Source organism: Limnoraphis robusta CS-951 (genome assembly GCF_000972705.2).
In genome coordinates this window covers 1-17,298 of the sequence record NZ_LATL02000029.1, presented here as the reverse complement: position 1 = coordinate 17,298, position 17,298 = coordinate 1, and the positions used below count along the sequence as shown (strand labels likewise).

Annotated in this window: 11 protein-coding genes; 5 read left to right on the top strand and 6 right to left on the bottom strand. The window is 44.4% G+C overall.

Annotation, left to right across the window (positions count from 1 at the left end; genetic code table 11):
• The first annotated feature begins 401 nt into the window (after positions 1-401).
• Complete coding sequence (locus tag WN50_RS02435) at positions 402-1,076, top strand: response regulator transcription factor (RefSeq protein WP_046282002.1); 675 nt, start codon at positions 402-404, stop codon at positions 1,074-1,076.
• 1 nt (position 1,077) lies between these two features.
• On the opposite strand, the gene WN50_RS02430 is transcribed toward WN50_RS02435, so the two are convergent.
• Positions 1,078-2,520, bottom strand: a complete 1,443-nt coding sequence (locus WN50_RS02430; RefSeq protein ID WP_046282001.1) for a sensor histidine kinase — start codon at positions 2,518-2,520, stop codon at positions 1,078-1,080.
• 285 nt (positions 2,521-2,805) lie between these two features.
• Positions 2,806-4,872, bottom strand: a complete 2,067-nt coding sequence (locus WN50_RS02425; protein WP_046282000.1) for a DNA polymerase III subunit gamma/tau — start codon at positions 4,870-4,872, stop codon at positions 2,806-2,808.
• 515 nt (positions 4,873-5,387) lie between these two features.
• Between WN50_RS02425 and WN50_RS02415 the strand changes: the two genes are divergently transcribed.
• Positions 5,388-6,269, top strand: coding sequence for a hypothetical protein (locus tag WN50_RS02415; RefSeq protein ID WP_046281998.1), 882 nt, complete (start codon positions 5,388-5,390; stop codon positions 6,267-6,269).
• A 194-nt stretch (positions 6,270-6,463) separates the two neighbouring features.
• Here the strand turns inward: WN50_RS02415 and WN50_RS02410 are convergent, their stop codons facing one another.
• Positions 6,464-7,198, bottom strand: coding sequence for a phycocyanobilin:ferredoxin oxidoreductase (locus WN50_RS02410; RefSeq protein ID WP_046281997.1), 735 nt, complete (start codon positions 7,196-7,198; stop codon positions 6,464-6,466).
• A gap of 192 nt (positions 7,199-7,390) precedes the next feature.
• Between WN50_RS02410 and tatA the strand changes: the two genes are divergently transcribed.
• From tatA to WN50_RS02390, 3 genes are all read left to right on the top strand, one after another.
• Positions 7,391-7,579: a twin-arginine translocase TatA/TatE family subunit gene (gene tatA / locus WN50_RS02405; RefSeq protein ID WP_046281996.1), complete on the top strand. Its 189-nt coding sequence runs from the start codon at positions 7,391-7,393 to the stop codon at positions 7,577-7,579.
• A 386-nt stretch (positions 7,580-7,965) separates the two neighbouring features.
• Entirely contained in the window at positions 7,966-10,431 is a 2,466-nt protein-coding gene (locus WN50_RS33155; RefSeq protein WP_082172257.1) for a TIGR03032 family protein, read from the top strand.
• Positions 10,432-10,481: 50 nt separating this feature from the next.
• Positions 10,482-12,017 (top strand): FG-GAP-like repeat-containing protein, encoded by a 1,536-nt coding sequence (locus WN50_RS02390; RefSeq protein ID WP_046281995.1) that lies wholly within the window; start codon positions 10,482-10,484, stop codon positions 12,015-12,017.
• 253 nt (positions 12,018-12,270) lie between these two features.
• Here the strand turns inward: WN50_RS02390 and cphA are convergent, their stop codons facing one another.
• From cphA to WN50_RS02375, 3 genes are all read right to left on the bottom strand, one after another.
• Positions 12,271-14,973 (bottom strand): cyanophycin synthetase, encoded by a 2,703-nt coding sequence (gene cphA / locus WN50_RS02385; RefSeq protein WP_046282003.1) that lies wholly within the window; start codon positions 14,971-14,973, stop codon positions 12,271-12,273.
• A 657-nt stretch (positions 14,974-15,630) separates the two neighbouring features.
• A complete protein-coding gene (locus WN50_RS02380; RefSeq protein WP_046281994.1) occupies positions 15,631-16,488 on the bottom strand; it encodes a cyanophycinase in 858 nt (285 codons plus the stop codon).
• Between the two features lie 230 nt (positions 16,489-16,718).
• A partial coding sequence (locus WN50_RS02375; RefSeq protein ID WP_235440806.1) for an RNA-guided endonuclease InsQ/TnpB family protein occupies positions 16,719-17,298 on the bottom strand: 580 nt, incomplete at its 5' end.

The window sequence follows — 17,298 nt, the reverse complement described above, 5'->3', positions numbered from 1 at the left end:
GGTTGAATACCCTGCCAGTAGAGTTATTATAGCATTAGAAAGAGCCTTATATCCCCATACCTGAAGGTAGGGGCGTGTGCGGCAATTTTTGGTAAATTCAGTTGTGAACAGCCCAACAAATATCTCTCGGTTCACGGGTCAGTTTTATTCTGCGGTTCTTGATTTTTCCCTGAAGGCACAAGAAGCCTAGTCTAGCTTTCCAGCTTTATTTTAGCGGAAAGTCGAAAATTTTGCAACCCTGAGATTTTTTTTTGAGAATTAAGTTCACAAATTTGTTAGGATATAAAGTTGAAAATTCTAGCAATTCTATCCAATCAAACTTACTCATATCAATTTTTTCACTGAATAGGATTGCTCACTTCAATTCAACTCAAAACTCTAAATTCTGTAACAAAAAAACGATGAATACCCATATTTTACTGGTTGAAGATGAAGAAGCACTCGCTCAATTTCTCAAACAAGAGTTAACCTATGAGGGATACGAAGTCAGTGTGGAAAAAGACGGGATGAATGGATTAGTCACAGCCCGAGAATCTAATCCAGATTTAATTATTTTAGATTGGATGTTACCGCGATTATCGGGAATTGAAATTTGTCGTCGTTTAAGAGCGAGTCATAATCAGGTTCCGATTATTTTATTAACGGCTAAAGATGAAGTTAGCGATCGCGTCACGGGCTTAGACTCTGGTGCTGATGATTATATCATTAAACCGTTTAGTTTGGAAGAGTTTTTAGCGCGAGTTCGAGTCCATATTCGTCGCCTTCAAGAATTTGATGCTGATTTCTTAACCTTTTGTGATCTCAGTTTAGATCGAAAAACTCGGGAAGTTCGACGCGCTAATCGTTTAATTGATTTAACCGCAAAAGAATATGATTTACTCGAATATTTGATGAGTCATCCCCGACAAGTTTTAACGAGGGATCAAATTCTAGAAAAGGTTTGGGGATATGATTTCATGGGGGATTCCAATATTATTGAAGTGTATGTTCGTTATCTGCGAATTAAATTAGAATCAGAGGGAGAATCTCGTCTCATTCAAACGGTTCGGAGTGTGGGATATGTGTTGCGAGAGTAAACTAAAATCCCGGTAAAATGACTGTAAATATACTTCCTTTCCCCGGTTTAGAAATCAGTGTGACTCGACCTCCCATTCCTTCAACAATTGTTTTCACAATCGATAATCCTAAACCCGTTCCTCCCGCACGAGTTCGAGCTTCATCAACCCGATAAAATCGTTCAAAAATGCGGCTTTGATGCTGTAAAGGAATACCTTGTCCTTTGTCGCAGACACTAATATAAACTTCTTGGTCTTGACTTTTCACTTTCAGGGTAATCGGTTGTTCGGGTTCAGAATATTTGATCGCATTATCAATCAAATTGAGTAGAACTTGTTTAAGACGATTGCGATCCGCTTTAATCTGAATAATCGCTTGACTCGGTTCGAGATAAACTCGTCCTTGACTAAATTGTTGCGCCATTTCTCGAATTTCTGACAGTAAATCATTCACATCAAATGCTTCAATTTGAAAATGAAGATTCCCATGATCAGCGCGAGCGAGTTCGAGTAAATCTTGTAATAAACGAATTGTGCGTTCAGTTTCATTCGCCGCGACTTCTAACCCTTCTCGCTGGGGAGGGGTAAGATTATTACCTCGTCTTAAGGTACTTTGTAAATATCCCTGAACAATCGTTAAAGGTGTGCGTAATTCATGGGAAACATTCCCAACAAATTGTCGCTGTTGTTCCCAAGATTCCGATAATCGATCTAGCATTTTATTACAAGTATTCGCTAGCATCGAAACTTCACTGGGAGCTTGTTCTAAGGTTAGACGATAATCAGATAAAGCATCAGCCGAAATATTTTCGGTAAGCTGACTCATCTGTTGTAACGGTTCTAAAGATTTCCGAATATACCAAGCACTAATCACAACCAATAATATTGTAGCAAGAATTGTTGCTGGAATTAAGCTATAAACGATTGACAAAAAGATGGTATATTCTTGGGTAACATCTGTTACTAAATACAATTTACCTAACTGTTGATTAGCTACCTTAAATTCTCCCCCACAAGCAACCCAATACCGACCCCCAATTAGAGAAACCTTCGGCTTTAAAGGCATATTAGTATACTCTAAAATTTGAGCGTGAGTCTGGGGATTAATATCGTCTTGAAACCCCATAGATTCCGTTATAATGTTTCCGTTATTATCCCGAATCCAAAGTAAATGTTCTTTGATTTCTGGTTTTTCAATGACTCGTTGAATCGCTTCCTCTAGAGACATCATTTCACTGTAAACCGAGACTTCATGGGAAAACTTTTTAGCGATTTCTTGAATTTTATATTTATGACTATCAACCAGTAGTTTCTGCATTCGCAAACTCGTCCAAGTGGTAACACTTCCCAAACTCAACACCGAAAAAATAGTAATTCCGATTGTCAGTTGGAATTTTAAGGAAACCGGGGGTAAAATCTTCCCTTTTTTGAGATTTGGGAGATATTTTAAAATCCAATCATTCATGGTTTTATTATTGATTTTAATAACATATATAGCGCTACGCGCTAGGGAACAGGGAACAGGGAACAGGCAACAGCAGACTATGAAAGGATTCTAGGATGTAGAAATGTCCTAACCGAATTTTGTACTGATATAACATAAATTTAATAAGAATAAAAAATATAATTAGAGATAAACTTTATAGATAAAAAATTAATTCTCTGCTTCGATTTTACTGTCCGGGACTGAATTTATACTGAAGTATAACTGAGAACTCCCTGAGAAAACCTGAAACGTTCAAAAAAATTATTAAAAAGGTAAATTGTCGTCATCTGTTTGATCTTCCTCCTGTTCAATATCGTCGGGTTCAAAAGTAGATATTTCTTCTGTAAAGACTGACACATTCTTCGCGGCTGTAAAATCTTTTGCTTCCCTTAAATTTATGACTTCTCCTGCAAAAAAGTCAGCCAGTTGCTGAGAAGCAACAGCAGCCCTATCTTGTTCTAAATTCTGATCATTTTTTGTTTCTTGATGTGAGGTTTCTGGTAGATTTATGGAAGGAGTTTCTAAGGGTTTAGGAGATTGTTCAACCGGAGAAGAAGGCGTTTCAAACTGGGGTTCAACAGGTGAGGGTTCCCGGGATAATTCTTCTGAAGAAGTCTCGGCTAATTGTTCATCAGTTGGCGGGTTTTTCTCAGGAGAAGGACTAACAGCAGGTTCACGGGATGCTGTCGGTTGATGCTCATTTTTTTCGGGAGATAAAGCTTTTGAGGATGAACTATTTTTTTTCTTTTCTGTTCCGACTTCTAAACGAACTTTAACGGGGATTTTAAACACTCGTTGAAATGCAGCTTCCATATGAGGAATTTTTCCTTGTGCCATCTTATATAACGCCTGAGTTGGAACACCAATATAGGCGACGTTTGTATCCATACCAAGTAAACGTCCATGCTGGTTTAATAAAGCTTGGGTTCCTGGGGGTTTAACTTCTTCAAGAACAACCCGCCAAACATCTTCGAGATTATATTCTTCTGTGTTAGAAGAAAGTGTAGGTGTCTCTATTTCTGAGCGATTAGATTGTTCTCTATTGGCAGAAGGTGAAGCTTGAATAGGTTCATTAGCGACAGTTTCAGAGGGTTCTACAACGGGTTTTTCTAGGGGTTGAGGTGTGGGTGTAGGTGTCGGTAACTGTGCGGCTGAAGGCGCGACAAAAGGCTTTGGTGAAGCGGTTGTTTGGGGTAGAGTTGGGGTTTGAATAGACTCAACTGATAGGACAGAATGAGTCAGGGCGGAGGGTAATAATCCCAGTAAAATAATTTCTAACCATAAACGGGGTTGAGTGGTATTTTTAATTTGGGTTTCACTTTCACGTAAGTATTTTTGAGCGGCTAAAATTTTGCTGAGTTCCCAACGATGAGAAAATTGACAAAGTTCTTCCCAAGTGGGTTGAGTTAATTTCACTAAATCAAAACGTTGAGGTGCAGTTTTAGCAATCAATAAATCGCGATAAAATTCAGCTAAATTTTGTAAAACAATTAGGGGTTCTCGTCCTCGGTTAAGAAGTTGACGAATTCGATCAATGATATCGGTTGTATTTTCTGAGGAGATCGCTTTTAAGAGTTCCATCAAATCTCGTTCAGGAACAGCACCCACTAAATCCCAAACCTGTTCAACGTCTATTTTACCAGAAAGTAAGCTTAATTGATCGAGTAAACTTTCCGCATCTCTGAGTCCACCTTGTGCAATTTGAGACACCATTTTAACGGCATCTAACGTGATGGGAATGTTTTCTTGGTGAGCAATTTTTTCTAAATGCAGCACCATCGGTTCAAGGGGAATGCGGCGAAAATCAAATCGTTGACAACGCGAAATAATCGTCGGTAAAACTCGTTGAGGATCGGTTGTAGCGAGGACAAAAACAACTCGTTCGGGTGGTTCTTCTAAGGTTTTGAGTAGGGCATTAAATGCGGCGGTACTGAGCATATGACACTCATCAATGACATAAACTTTGTAACGACATTGAACAGGCGCAAATTGAGCGCGTTCAATTAGTTCTCGAATATTATCAACCCCGGTATTACTGGCGGCGTCAATTTCAATCACATCCAAGGTTGAACCGTTGGTAATTCCTTTACAAACTGCACAGGTTCCGCAAGGTTTAGCGGTAGGTTGGTCAGCAGACAAACAGTTGAGTGATTTGGCTAAAATTCGCGCACTTGAGGTTTTACCCGTTCCCCTCGGCCCCGTAAACAGATATGCGGGAACAATACGCTGACTACAAATGGCGTTGGTGAGCGTTGTGGCGATCGCATCTTGGCCAACCAAGTCAGCAAAGGTTTGAGGGCGATATTTGTGGTGGAGGGGTTCGTAGGTCACAACTCACAAGTCTAATTCCAAAAAATTTGCTGAGTCTAAATATCTCTATCCTAACGCTATCAGCGTATCAAAATCTATGGTAGGGTTTTGTGCAAGTGTTGGTTTTTATCTAAAAACTCTGATATCCTTCAGGAGATTTTTACTCACGAGAAACCAGAGGGAGTTTGGAAGCCCCGTGTCTTTTGACCGGGGAGGAAAAACGACACGAGCGGTTAAAACCGCCTGTATAAAAAAATTAATGGGGGTATGGTTGCCCCCAACACCCATTTCTGGGGTAATGTTTGCCGAGCCAATGTTATCATATCTGTTTTGAAAATACCGTCGGGCAGCACTGTTATCAACGCCTCCCGAGAGACTGATCTCTGCTTGGGCGGGGAAACCCAACCCTTGTAAGTCAACTCAACGAAAGAGGAAGCCCAAATAGTGATGTTTGGAATCTCCGTTGTTTACGACGGAGAGGATGTCAAAATAGTATTGAGACTCAAATCAGGAGCCTTTTTAATTAATTACAGCTTATGTCTGCCCCAGTTATCCATACAGGAACCCAACTTGCTCAAGCTTCCCCTGTTCCGAGTCCGACTCAATCTCAGTCTCTCACACCTGAGATCATTTGGATGGGATCAACGGGAATACTACTGCTGATCTTGATTATTTTCTCTATCCTCTTTAAGCTAAAAACTCAAGAGATCAATAAACAGCTAAAAATGGAGGAGTTTAGAAATAGAGAGTTACAGAAAAAGTATAAGTTAGCGTTGGGAACGATCTCCAAAATGGAGAAAAATCCTGATCTCATTCACTCGCGAGATTTTAACTTAGATTATCTGAGAATGCGAATGGCTGAGGATGTTTTCCATTATGCTATTATTGTTCAAATCAAGATGAAAGTCAAGCAACAAATTGCTTTAGCTCTGCGTCCAACTCAGGCAGCGGTGGGAGAAAAAAGCAATGCCGGAACAGGTCGTCAAGTCGATTCAATGTTTGATGTAGAGTATGAAACCGGACAGGGAACTGCGGTTAAGAAGCGGGTGCTATTTCGCATTCAAATTCGACTGATGAAACTCCCGACTCAAGCCACTTCAGCAACCATTAATCAAATTATTGACTGTTTAGAAACCTATCTCAGTCCTTCGGATGATCGAGAAAATTGGCAACCGACTATTCAAGGTAGAATTGTACAAATTCAATGGGATCAAAAAGCTAAACCGACTCCGTTATTGGTGTTAGAACAATCCAATGAAGGGATGAATGTTACCTTTAGAACCACTCGTCAAACGCCTGATAGTGGGATTCAAAAAGCGGTTTCTCCAGATGGTAAACCCCTGAAAAGAAACAATAAATCGGATAGAAATGACAAAAGAAGACCCAAAAATATCAAAAGCCAAGAAGTAAATTCTTAGGTTTTAGGAAGATTTCCAGCCGCAATTTCTAAAATTTCCGCTCATCAGGGGTGACGAATAAAACTGTACAGCCTTAAGTTCGGCTTGAGAAAGATCAGAACGAATTTCCATCGCGTTTGTAGTTGATCTAAGCGCCCATTCAGGTGTGTCAGATGTCAGTCATTCATGCTTAATTTCTAATTTAGGTTCAGGGATTATTCCGCATAGTCAAACAATACGGTTGTCATGTAATAATTAGCCCAGTCTGTCCCAAATGCTTTTTCCAGAACCCGGCGAGTTTTGTCATTTTGTTGCTGTTGGGTGCAATAATAACGTTGGGCGGCTTGAATCTGAATCTGTTCCTCAGTGGAAACCGGAGTCAAAGCGATCGCATATTGACAGTGAACCCGCAAATAAGCATCAACACGGTTTAAAAATTCCGCTTCTTCCGCTTCACCCATCGGGCGTATAAATAAGCAAAATTCCGAGAAAATATCCCCCCAGTTGGGAATGTCGCGAGGCTGAGAAAAGGAATTCGGTAAAGAAGATAAAGCCGTATAATAATCCCTGGGAAGATGGGGTTTTGGGTAAATCGGAGATAAATCAACAATCGCCGCACTAATTTTTCCTCGTCCCCCCACTAAATCCGTCCCAAACATCGGTAAGGCGTAGTTAACCCGAGGAAACATTACACAATGAAGAATATCCAAACTCTGACCAACTTTCGCCAATTCTAGATGAAGCTTGCGAAATTGTGGAGTTTGATAACATCGGTTTTCAATGATCAGCTTTTCCCCTTCTAGTCGCCCTTCGACATAGCCCAACTCAGCCGGAAGCTGATAGGGTTCAAGATCGAGATATTGTTCCCAAATGGCTTCAATTCGGTTGGCGAGTTGACGAATCAGGGAATGTTGTTGTTCACGCAGGGAAGGAGTTGATGCTTCTAGCATTTAAAAATCTGTGCCTATTGCGACACCCAAAACTCTGTAAGAGACTATCTTTAGATCCAGAATATCAGATTACCGTCTGCAAAAACTAACGGTTGTCAAAATCAAGCCGCTTTGACGCCCTGAGCGTTTTCGGCGAGTAGTCCCACATTTCCCAGTATGATGAAGGTGTCTATTGGCTTGTAGGAGACTGTGATGTTTGGTTTGGGATGGCCGGAAATGGGGGTAATTTTGTTACTGGCGGTGTTGATCTTCGGGCCAAAGAAAATCCCCGAGTTGGGAAAAACCCTCGGTCAAGCGTTACGAGGCTTCAAAGATGAAATTAAAAATGACTCCGAAGCTGAAAATGACAACCCCGAAGTGAAAAAATCCGACGAAAACTAGAACTAAGAGATAAATCACAATATTCTACGCTTGATTAGTGGATCATACAAGCGTAGTTTTTTTTGGCCAAGTCCAAACTTTACAATAACTTCAAAATTAATCTAAAAAATCAAGAGATTTTTTAGATTAATTCGTCTATATTTACATGACTGTCTAAAATTTATTGATATATTAAAAATACGCAGAATTAGCTGCGTAAATCTTTATGTGAACAGAATTTTAGTCGGCGATGGCTAGGATAGGTGGTTAGTTCCATACCCCATAGTACACAATAAGTAACTACAATAACAAACCTAACAAGCCGGAGAGAAATCATCAATTTTTATGATTTTTATCGAGGTAAATTTGTCACAAATTAATACCCAAAAGCAACATTTTAGAAGTACATGAATCAACCTCCAACCCAAACTTCCCCCTTGGAAATCATGGCATCGCCTGAACTGGCAGGCTGGTTGACCAAACAAAATTTGAGTCTGGCTGTTACGACCTATCAAACCAATCGCCTCTTTTTCATCAGTAGCCAAGCCAATGGGCGCTTAAAATTCCACGAACGGCTATTTGACAAACCGATGGGACTTTATGCAGCAGGCGATCGCCTGTACATGAGTACCCGTTACCAACTCTGGCACTTGGAAAATCTCCTAAAAGCAGGAGAACAGTATGGGGAATGCGATCGCCTCTATAGCCCTCGCACCGCCTACACCACAGGGGATGTGAATGTCCATGATGTAGCCCTTGATGATTCACAAAATATTATTTTTGTCAATACTGATTTTAGTTGTTTAGCCACCCTGAGCAAGGACTACAGTTTCGTTCCACTGTGGCAACCTCCCTTTATTTCCAAACTTGTCGCCGAAGATCGCTGTCACCTCAACGGCTTGGCGATGAGAGAAGGGAAACCCGCTTACACCACTGCTTGTAGCACTACGGATACGGCGGCGGGTTGGCGTAACTGTCGTTCTGATGGCGGAGTGGTTATCGATGTGCAGAACAACGAAATTATCGCTACAGGTTTATCGATGCCCCATTCTCCTCGGTGGTACAAAGGAAAGCTGTGGCTACTCAATTCAGGAACGGGTGAACTGGGATATCTCGATGGGAGTAACTTTGTACCGATCGCCTTCTGTCCGGGGTTTGTGCGAGGGTTAGCCTTTTGGGGAGATTTCGCTGTAGTGGGGTTGTCTAAGCTGCGTTCTCCCAATTTTACGGGATTAATTCTCGAAAAGCGCCTGAAAGCTGAGGGAAATACGCCTCACTGCGGCTTAATGGTAATTGACCTCAATAATGGGCAAATCGTTCATTGGTTACACATTGGGCAAACGATTGAAGAATTGTTTGATATCGTCGTTTTGCCGGGAGTTTGTCAAGCCCAAGCTTTGGGTTTACAAGGAGATGATGTGCAGCGCTTAGTAACGTTTCCCAATTCTGGGGGAATTGTCACTACTAAACCCACTGTAGAACGACCTAGTATCGGTCAAGTGCCTCCTGTAGCAGGTTTACCCCAAGAATCTCGACGGCAACTTCAGGTTAAATATCAGCGAGTTTATCATCTTAATACCAGCAACGCCTTAACTTACGATCGCCTGACTTATCCCAGTTTACAGCAGCGCTGGGGGACCCAACCCCCAAAAGGTGAATTACTGGGAATTTCGGCGGCGGTTGAGGGGTCTTTAGTCGGGTTTGCGATCGCAGAACGAATCAGTGAGGAAACGGCGGAAATTATTTCTTTGCTGGTGTTACCTGAGTGTCGCCGTCAGGGAATTGGGACTAAATTACTGATTCACCTGGAACAAGAATTAAAACAACAGGGTTGTCAAAAATTATCTCTAACTTATCAAACCACTGCTTTAACTGAGGTAGCTTTAGAACCCATTCTCAAAAAATTAGGTTGGGGAGCTAATTCAACTAATGGAGGGTTACGGCAAGCGTTTAAGAAGATTGCAGGGACAGGTGAAGAAAAATCTTCAGTTCAGTATCGCCCTTTACAGAATTTAACCGTTGAACAGTCAATTTCCTACAATGACCTTACTTTTCCCAAAATTCAAACCCGTTGGAGTCGCAAACAACCCAGAGGCTACTTAGTCGGGATGTTAGCAGAAGTTGCGGGGGAGAAGGTGGGGTTAGTTTTAGCGGAGGTGTTTTCCCTTCAACCCCAAACAGCGCTTGAAGCGGAAGTGATTTCTTTGTTTGTCTTACCCAGTCATCGCCAGCAGGGAATAGGTACAGGTTTAATCGAGAATCTGGAAATCGGTTTGAGGAGTTTGGGTTGTCAGCAGTTGAAACTGCTTTACAAATCCACTTCTACCACAACTTTAGCCCTTGAACCCCTACTATTGCGGCAAAATTGGCAACCGCCACAGGTCAACTTTTTGTTAGGGAAAACCACAACACAGAAGGTATCTCAAGCGCCTTGGTTGGGGAAATATCCTTTACCGAACAAATTTACTATTTTTCCTTGGAGTGAACTAACTGATGCAGATGAAAAACAAGTTGAAACCCTTGACTATCCAACCCCCTTGAGTCCTTTTAGCAATACCCCGGCTGAACCCATTAACAGCTTGGGGTTGCGCTACGACTCTCAACTGGTGGGTTGGATGGTAACTCATCGAGTTGCTAGTGATGCAATTCGTTATTCGACGATGTTTGTGGACAAACGGTTTCAGCGCTTAGGACGGGGAATTTCTCTGTTATCGGAGTCTATTCTCCGTCAAGTGGACAGTTCAGTACCTTACTGTGTGTTTGCGGTAGCCCAGGATAATCCAGCAATGTTGCAGTTTGTTGATAAACATTTAGAACCCTATTTAACCGAGGTGACTCATTCTTATGTTGCCCTTAAGCAACTGAGTTCTTAGTCACATCTGTGAAAACCTGAAATTTTGTCAAATTAGAGGAATCAAAAATCATGGCTGACCCAAATTTTTTATCTCCCGTAACCAACCCCTTCGGACTGACGAATGCGGTAACTTTTGCTTCCCCCTCCTTCGCTGACATTGATGGGGATGGGGATTTTGATGCTTTTGTTGGGAATGGTGATGGCGATACCCTATACTTCGAGAACACAGGAACTGTGAGTAGTCCCAGTTTGGCCGCTTCTGTTACCAACCCCTTCGGACTGACGAATGTGGGATTTTTTGCTTCCTCTACCTTCGCTGACATCGATGGGGATGGGGATCTCGATGCTTTTGTTGGGGAGAAGTATGGCAATGCCCTATACTTCGAGAACACAGGAACTCTGAGTAGTCCCAGTTTGGCCTCTTCTGTTACCAACCCCTTCGGACTAAGTAGTTCACCGGATTTTTATTCCTCTCCTACCTTGGCTGACATTGACAATGATGGGGATCTCGATGCTTTTATTGGGGATTTTGCTGGCAATACCCGATACTTCGAGAACACAGGTTCGGCCAGTAGCCCCAGCTTTGCTACCCCTATCGCCAACCCCTTCGGATTGACGACAGTAGGAAGTCCTGGTATCCCTGGTTCCGCCAGCCCCACCTTTGCTGATGTCGATGGGGATGGGGATCTCGACGCTTTTGTGGGGAATATTTATGGCAATGCCCTATACTTCGAGAACACGGGTTCAGCCAGTAGCCCCAGCTTTGCTACCCCCCTCACCAACCCCTTCGGACTGACGGATGTGGGATATTATGCTAGTCCAACTTTCGCTGATGTCGATGGGGATGGGGATCTCGATGCTTTTGTTGGGAACTCTGATGGCAATACCCTGTACTTCGAGAATGTTCCTGCTGTTGCTAACCAACCTCCTGTAGCCAATGATGACAGTGCTACTGGAGCATTGAATACAGCTCAAACTATCCCTGCTGCTGACTTACTCGCCAATGACACCGATGCAGATGGTGACACCCTCACGATAACTGCTGTGGGCAACGCCATTAACGGCACTGTTAGTCTCAATACTAATGGCGATGTGGTCTTTACGAGCGCCACAGGCTTTAGTGGTAATGCCACTTTTGATTACACCGTTTCTGACGGCATCGCTACAGATATTGGTACTGTGACGGTAACAGTGGGTAATAACTTCTTTGGTGGCAATGGCAAAGATACTCTGACTGGCACTGCGGGTAATGATTTGATCTCAGGTGGTAATGGCGCAGACGAACTTTATGGCGGTGCGGGTAACGATACCCTCGGTGGTGACGGTAACGATAACGGCCCAGATCTCCTTGATGGGGGTCTCGGCAACGACCTATTAACGGGTGGTAACGGACCGGATATTTTTGTCTTGGCTGCTGGCAAAGGTACCGATACGATTACTGACTTCCAAACTCCAGATGAGTTCGAGTTAGCGAGTGGCTTGAGTTTCAACGATTTAAGTTTCTCGGGCAATCAGATTATTCTGACAGCAACTTCGGAGGTATTGGCTATTGTCAATGGATTTGATACGACTACTCTAACATCAAGCGATTTTATGACTGTTTAGAGGTTTTGAGGCGATCGCTTTCTTCTAGAAAATGAGCGATCGCTCAAGGGTGATATCTAGAAATATCACCCTTTTCTTAATAAGAATTTTTCTCCCCTCGCCATTAAACAATAGTCCCATTAGGGACACCTTTTCCCTCTCCTAACCCCCCTTTCAAAGGGGGGCAGGGGGGATAGAGAGGGTAGCCAGAGGTGGAGAGGGGTTGGGGGAGAGGTCAGAAAAATTTCCAGCCCGAATCAAACCGCCTTAAAACTTACACCTGGGAGGGTTTCAAGTCTGTAGAATAGGGAGCGGACGTACCGTTTTGACCTGTTAGAGAATCCTTAATCGGGTTCCGGGCTTCAATCAGACTAATCGCCCGACTCACACTTTCCGGTAAAATCACCACTAAACCGCCATTTGGAGCGCGATCAAGCGTGGTTTCTATCGCTTGGGTTTCATTGAGAATCGTTTCATGGGTGACTCGGGGATCAGGAACACGACTTAATACCTGTTCAACCCCTTGGCGAATCAACTCGGCGGCATTTCCTCGTTCCCGTCCTCGGGTGTCATCATCTTCTTTAATCACAATCTGGTCAAACATCTCAGCGGCCAGTCGTCCCAAGGTGACAAAATCTTCATCGCGGCGATCGCCAGGGCCACCCACAACCCCAATTCGCACCCCTTCCCAGTTGCGAACAAAGCCTGCTAACGCTTCATAACTGGCCGCGTTATGAGCATAATCGATCAGGGCGTGATAGCTGCCCATATTAAACAGGTTCATGCGTCCTGGAGTTTGAGAGGTAGAGGCGACAAAGGTAGACAAACCTTGTTGAATGTGTTCAATTTTGATGCCTTGGGCAAAAGCCGCCAAACAAGCTGCTATTGCATTAGCAATCATAAATGGGGCTTTAGCGCCCATCGTTAGGGGAACATTTACCGCCTGTTCGATCCGTAGCGTCCAGTCCCCTTTGAGGATGGAAAGATAGCCATTTTCATAAACCGCAGCCAACCCTCCGGCCGCCGTATGTTTGAGAATGGTTTCATTTTCCGGGTTCATGGAGAAATAGGCGACTTGGGCTTTGGTGCGTTCGGCCATTTCTGCGACTAACGGATCGTCGGCGTTCAAAACCGCGTAACCTTTCGGCATGACGGACTCAGCAACAACGCTCTTGACTTTGGCGAGTTGTTCAACGGTATCAATATCACCAATACCCAGATGATCGGCCGACACGTTCAAGACAATACCGACATCACAGACATCAAACCCCAAACCCGATCGCAGAATGCCGCCTCTAGCCGCTTCTAGGACTGCTATTTCCACCGTCGGGTCACAGAGAATCAGTTGGGCGCTTTGGGGGCCTGTATTATCGCCAGATTCAACCAGATATTCACCAATATAAGTCCCGTCTGTGGTGGTATAACCAACCATACGACCCGTTTGTTTGACAATGTGAGCCAGTAGACGAGTGGTGGTAGTTTTGCCATTGGTACCCGTCACAGCCAAGATAGGAATGCGACTGGGTTGAGTGCTGGGGAACAACATATCCATCACAGCCCCTGCCACGTTCCGGGGTAAACCTTCACTGGGGGCGACGTGCATCCTAAATCCAGGTGCGGCGTTCACTTCGACGATTACCCCGTCTACTTCTCGTAAGGGGCGGCTAATATCGGGGCTAACGACATCAATTCCGGCAATATCCAAGCCGATGATTTTTGCCACTCGCGAAAACAGCCAGATATTTTCGGGGTGAACTTCATCGGTGCGATCAATCGCGCTTCCCCCAGTGCTGAGGTTGGCGGTAGCCCGTAGGAAACAGATCTTTCCGTCTGGTAATACCGTGTTTAAATCGTAGCCTTGAGCCTGGAGGAGAGAGAGAACGGTTTTGTCGATTTCAATCCGAGTCAGAACGTTATCATGTCCATCGCCTCGGCGAGAGTCGCGGTTGGTTTCCTCGATCAAGGCTTCGACGGTTGAGCGGCCATCCCCAATCACATGAGCGGGTACTCGTTCGGCAACGGCGACGACTTTTCCAGCCACGACTAATACCCGGAAGTCCCGACCTTGATAGAAACGTTCTACGATCACGCTGCGGGTTTTAGAAGCGGTGCTTGCGAGATCATAGGCTTGTTCGGCGGTTTCCCAAAGGTTAATATCGAGGGTAATGCCTCGACCATGATTTCCGTCTAAGGGTTTCATGGCGATCGGATAACCCCCAACAAAATCAACGGCATCTTTCAACTCATCAAAGTAGCGAATCACGGTGCCTCTAGGGACAGGAATCCCGGCATTTCGCAGAATTTGTTTAGTGCCTTCTTTGTCGCAGGCCAGTTCAACGCCTAAGATGCTGGTATTCCCGCTCAAGGTGGCTTGAAGGCGCTTTTGATTAACCCCATAGCCGAGTTGAATCATAAAGCGGGTATTCAACTCTAACCAAGGAATGCCTCTGGCTTCGGCTTCACCGACGAGGGTATCGGTACTTGGGCCGAGAGCCGCTTGAGCTTTGAGTTCTTTGAGGTCTTCGATATCTTGGTTGAGTTCTTCAGCAGAATAAGTTCCGGTTTCAGCGATATTTTGGCACAGTCGCACGGCGGCTCGACCTGCATAGCGACCGACATTTTCACTTTGATACTCATAGACAACCTGGAAAATTCCGGGTGTGGCGGTTTCTCTTGTCCGACCAAACCCGACTGACATTCCCGCCAAGTTCTGGAGTTCGAGGGCGACGTGTTCGATGATGTGTCCCATTAACGTGCCGCGTTGCACCCGACTGAGAAACCCGCCTCTGACTCCAGGGGAACAGTGATGTTCTACCAAGCTGGGGAGTGCAGAAGTTAGACCTTCGTAGAAGCCTGGAATATCGTTCGAGTAGCGTTCCGCAAGGTCTTCGAGGTCAAGGCGCATGACGATCAGCTTGTGCCGTCGAATGCTCCAGTAGTTAGGGCCGCGTAATGTCAGGACTTTAAGAATTTTCATATCTGTCTGTGAGTGGGTGATGCCGGAATTTTCCAGAGTGATACTTCTACTTTTATCAATTTCTAACTTTAAAATACATCGTAACTGTTCTTGATGAACAGTTGAGCAATTTGACATCCTCTCCGCCCCAAAGGGCGAAGATTCCTAAACCTCACGATTTAGGTTTCTGCTTCGTAGCAACAGCCTCTACCCGCTTCGGAGTTTTATGGTCTTACGTTCGCTCCACAGACTATCCCCGCAAGTCCTGCGGTTCTATGTGTCGAGAACCTCAAAGGAATTCTCTTCTGCTGTGATTGGTGGGGATGTGCCTATCCATTGCCCCTTCATCAATTCCTGAGTCTACCGATTTTGCTGCGTCGTCAGTTAAAAATACTGAACTTCGCTCATCGTGGCTGTCTGATCCATCGTCTCGGGTGGGTCGTTGACCAATTCAATTTTACCATGTAAAGCCGTCCTAAAGGACGGGGTTTCAGACCCCAAATTTTTGATGACTAGAAAAATTCAGTTAGATTTTTGGCGAGGGTTATAGGGGCTACAGGAGTTTGACCGTCAATTTTGGATCGGTTGTCTACCTGCAGCTCCCTGAGCCTTACCATTTCAGCAGCACCTTTTGTTCCATTTCTTTGGGAAAAAATATGAGGTTCGAGTCGTTGTGATCTACAAGCTCGGTGCTGCTGTCGGAACCCGGGTGCGAATGTTATATTGATCACCGTGAGAGAGAATATGAATTCGCAAATTAAACAAACTCAACGGATCAGCCGCTCCCACCTTAGAGGCGTTGGTATAACACATTTCAGTGGCATCGATAATGGTGACGGTGCCTTTGCCAATCACTTTGAGTCTTTCTTGAGCCTCAAACATGGCACAAGTATCCTCATCTATCCCTAAGCCCAGACATTCGGGATGAGAGATAATCGCACTGATCAAGCGACCCAAACGGTTGCGGTTGTGAAAGTGTTGATCGACAATCAGTTCGGGTATGATATCCAAACCCGTTGCCATATCGACCAGGGAACGATTAGGGCATTCTCCACTGCCTCCGCCTGCGATCATGTGATGACTCATTACGGCTGCCCCTGCACTGGTTCCAGCGAGCGCTATTTTCCCTTCACGAGCGGCCACCCGAATTTTGCTCATTAGGGGAGTATCGGCCAGCAAACTGTACAGGCGGAGTTGATCTCCACCCGTCATAAACACCCCTGTACAGGAGGATTCTAGGAAAGAGTTCCATTCAGCGTTCTCGCAGTGATGGCGTTCGCGAATATCAAAGATCCTGATCTCTTTAGCCCCCATCTCCTCAAAAATTTTTTGATAACGTTCGCCTTGAAGAGCGGGTTCTCGGGATGCCGATGGAATAATGGCAAGTTCTGCCTTCACTCCGCCTGCTCGGTTAAAAAAGGTTTGCAGAATCTCACGTCCATGAACTTTATCTTCTGCTCCCCCAATGATTAAAATTGAGGTCTGAGTGGGTGGGGGTATCACTTGTTCAAGGGCTTGAGACGTCAACTGCTGCATATTCTATCTCCTCTGATCAGCATAAGTTTAATGAGTGGGGCATCTGTCCCTATTTATATTTACAGGCTTTTTTGGGGGGGTTCTGGTCAATTCTTGACTTTCTCTATCAGGCATTTGAGATGTTTAGCAGGAGATTTTACCAAGGACTACGGAACAAATAAAGGGAGTGGGTGTTGACGGGTTTTCCCGGCTGTTGAAGCTTCCCCTATCCCTACCCCGTCTGATTGGGTCTAACTTCTGTTCTGCTTTATAAAACTGATATAACACGGTATAAACCGTATTAATGTTTCGTTCCTGTCTTGCAAAGTTCCTTCTCGAGCGGTTTCCGCCGAGATCGGACTTTGCGCTGCATCACCCCGGACTGTCGGCAGCACCCGGTCAGACAGGCTTTTTACCGAGAAGCCCTCGGCATAATGTAATAAATTTAGGCTAGCATTCAAATCGCGGTCAATGCTTACACCGCAAGCCTGACAGTTGAAAACTCGTTCTTTCAGTGCTATTTCTTGAACGTGACCGCAATTTGAACAGGTCTTAGTTGACGGATAAAATCTGTCAGCAAAAACTACTACTGAGCCGTACCACTCGGACTTATACTCGACTTGGCGGCGAATTTCATAAAGAGCAGAATCGGCAATAGCACCCGCTAATTTATGATTTTTCATCATCCCAGAAACATTCAAGTCTTCTAACCCGATAACTGCGTGGTTTTTGCATAGCCATGAGGTGAGTTTGTGAATTGTATCTTTGCGAATGTTAGCCACTCTTTGATGTGCTTTTGCAAGTCTCAGTCTAGCTTTATTCCTGTTGTTA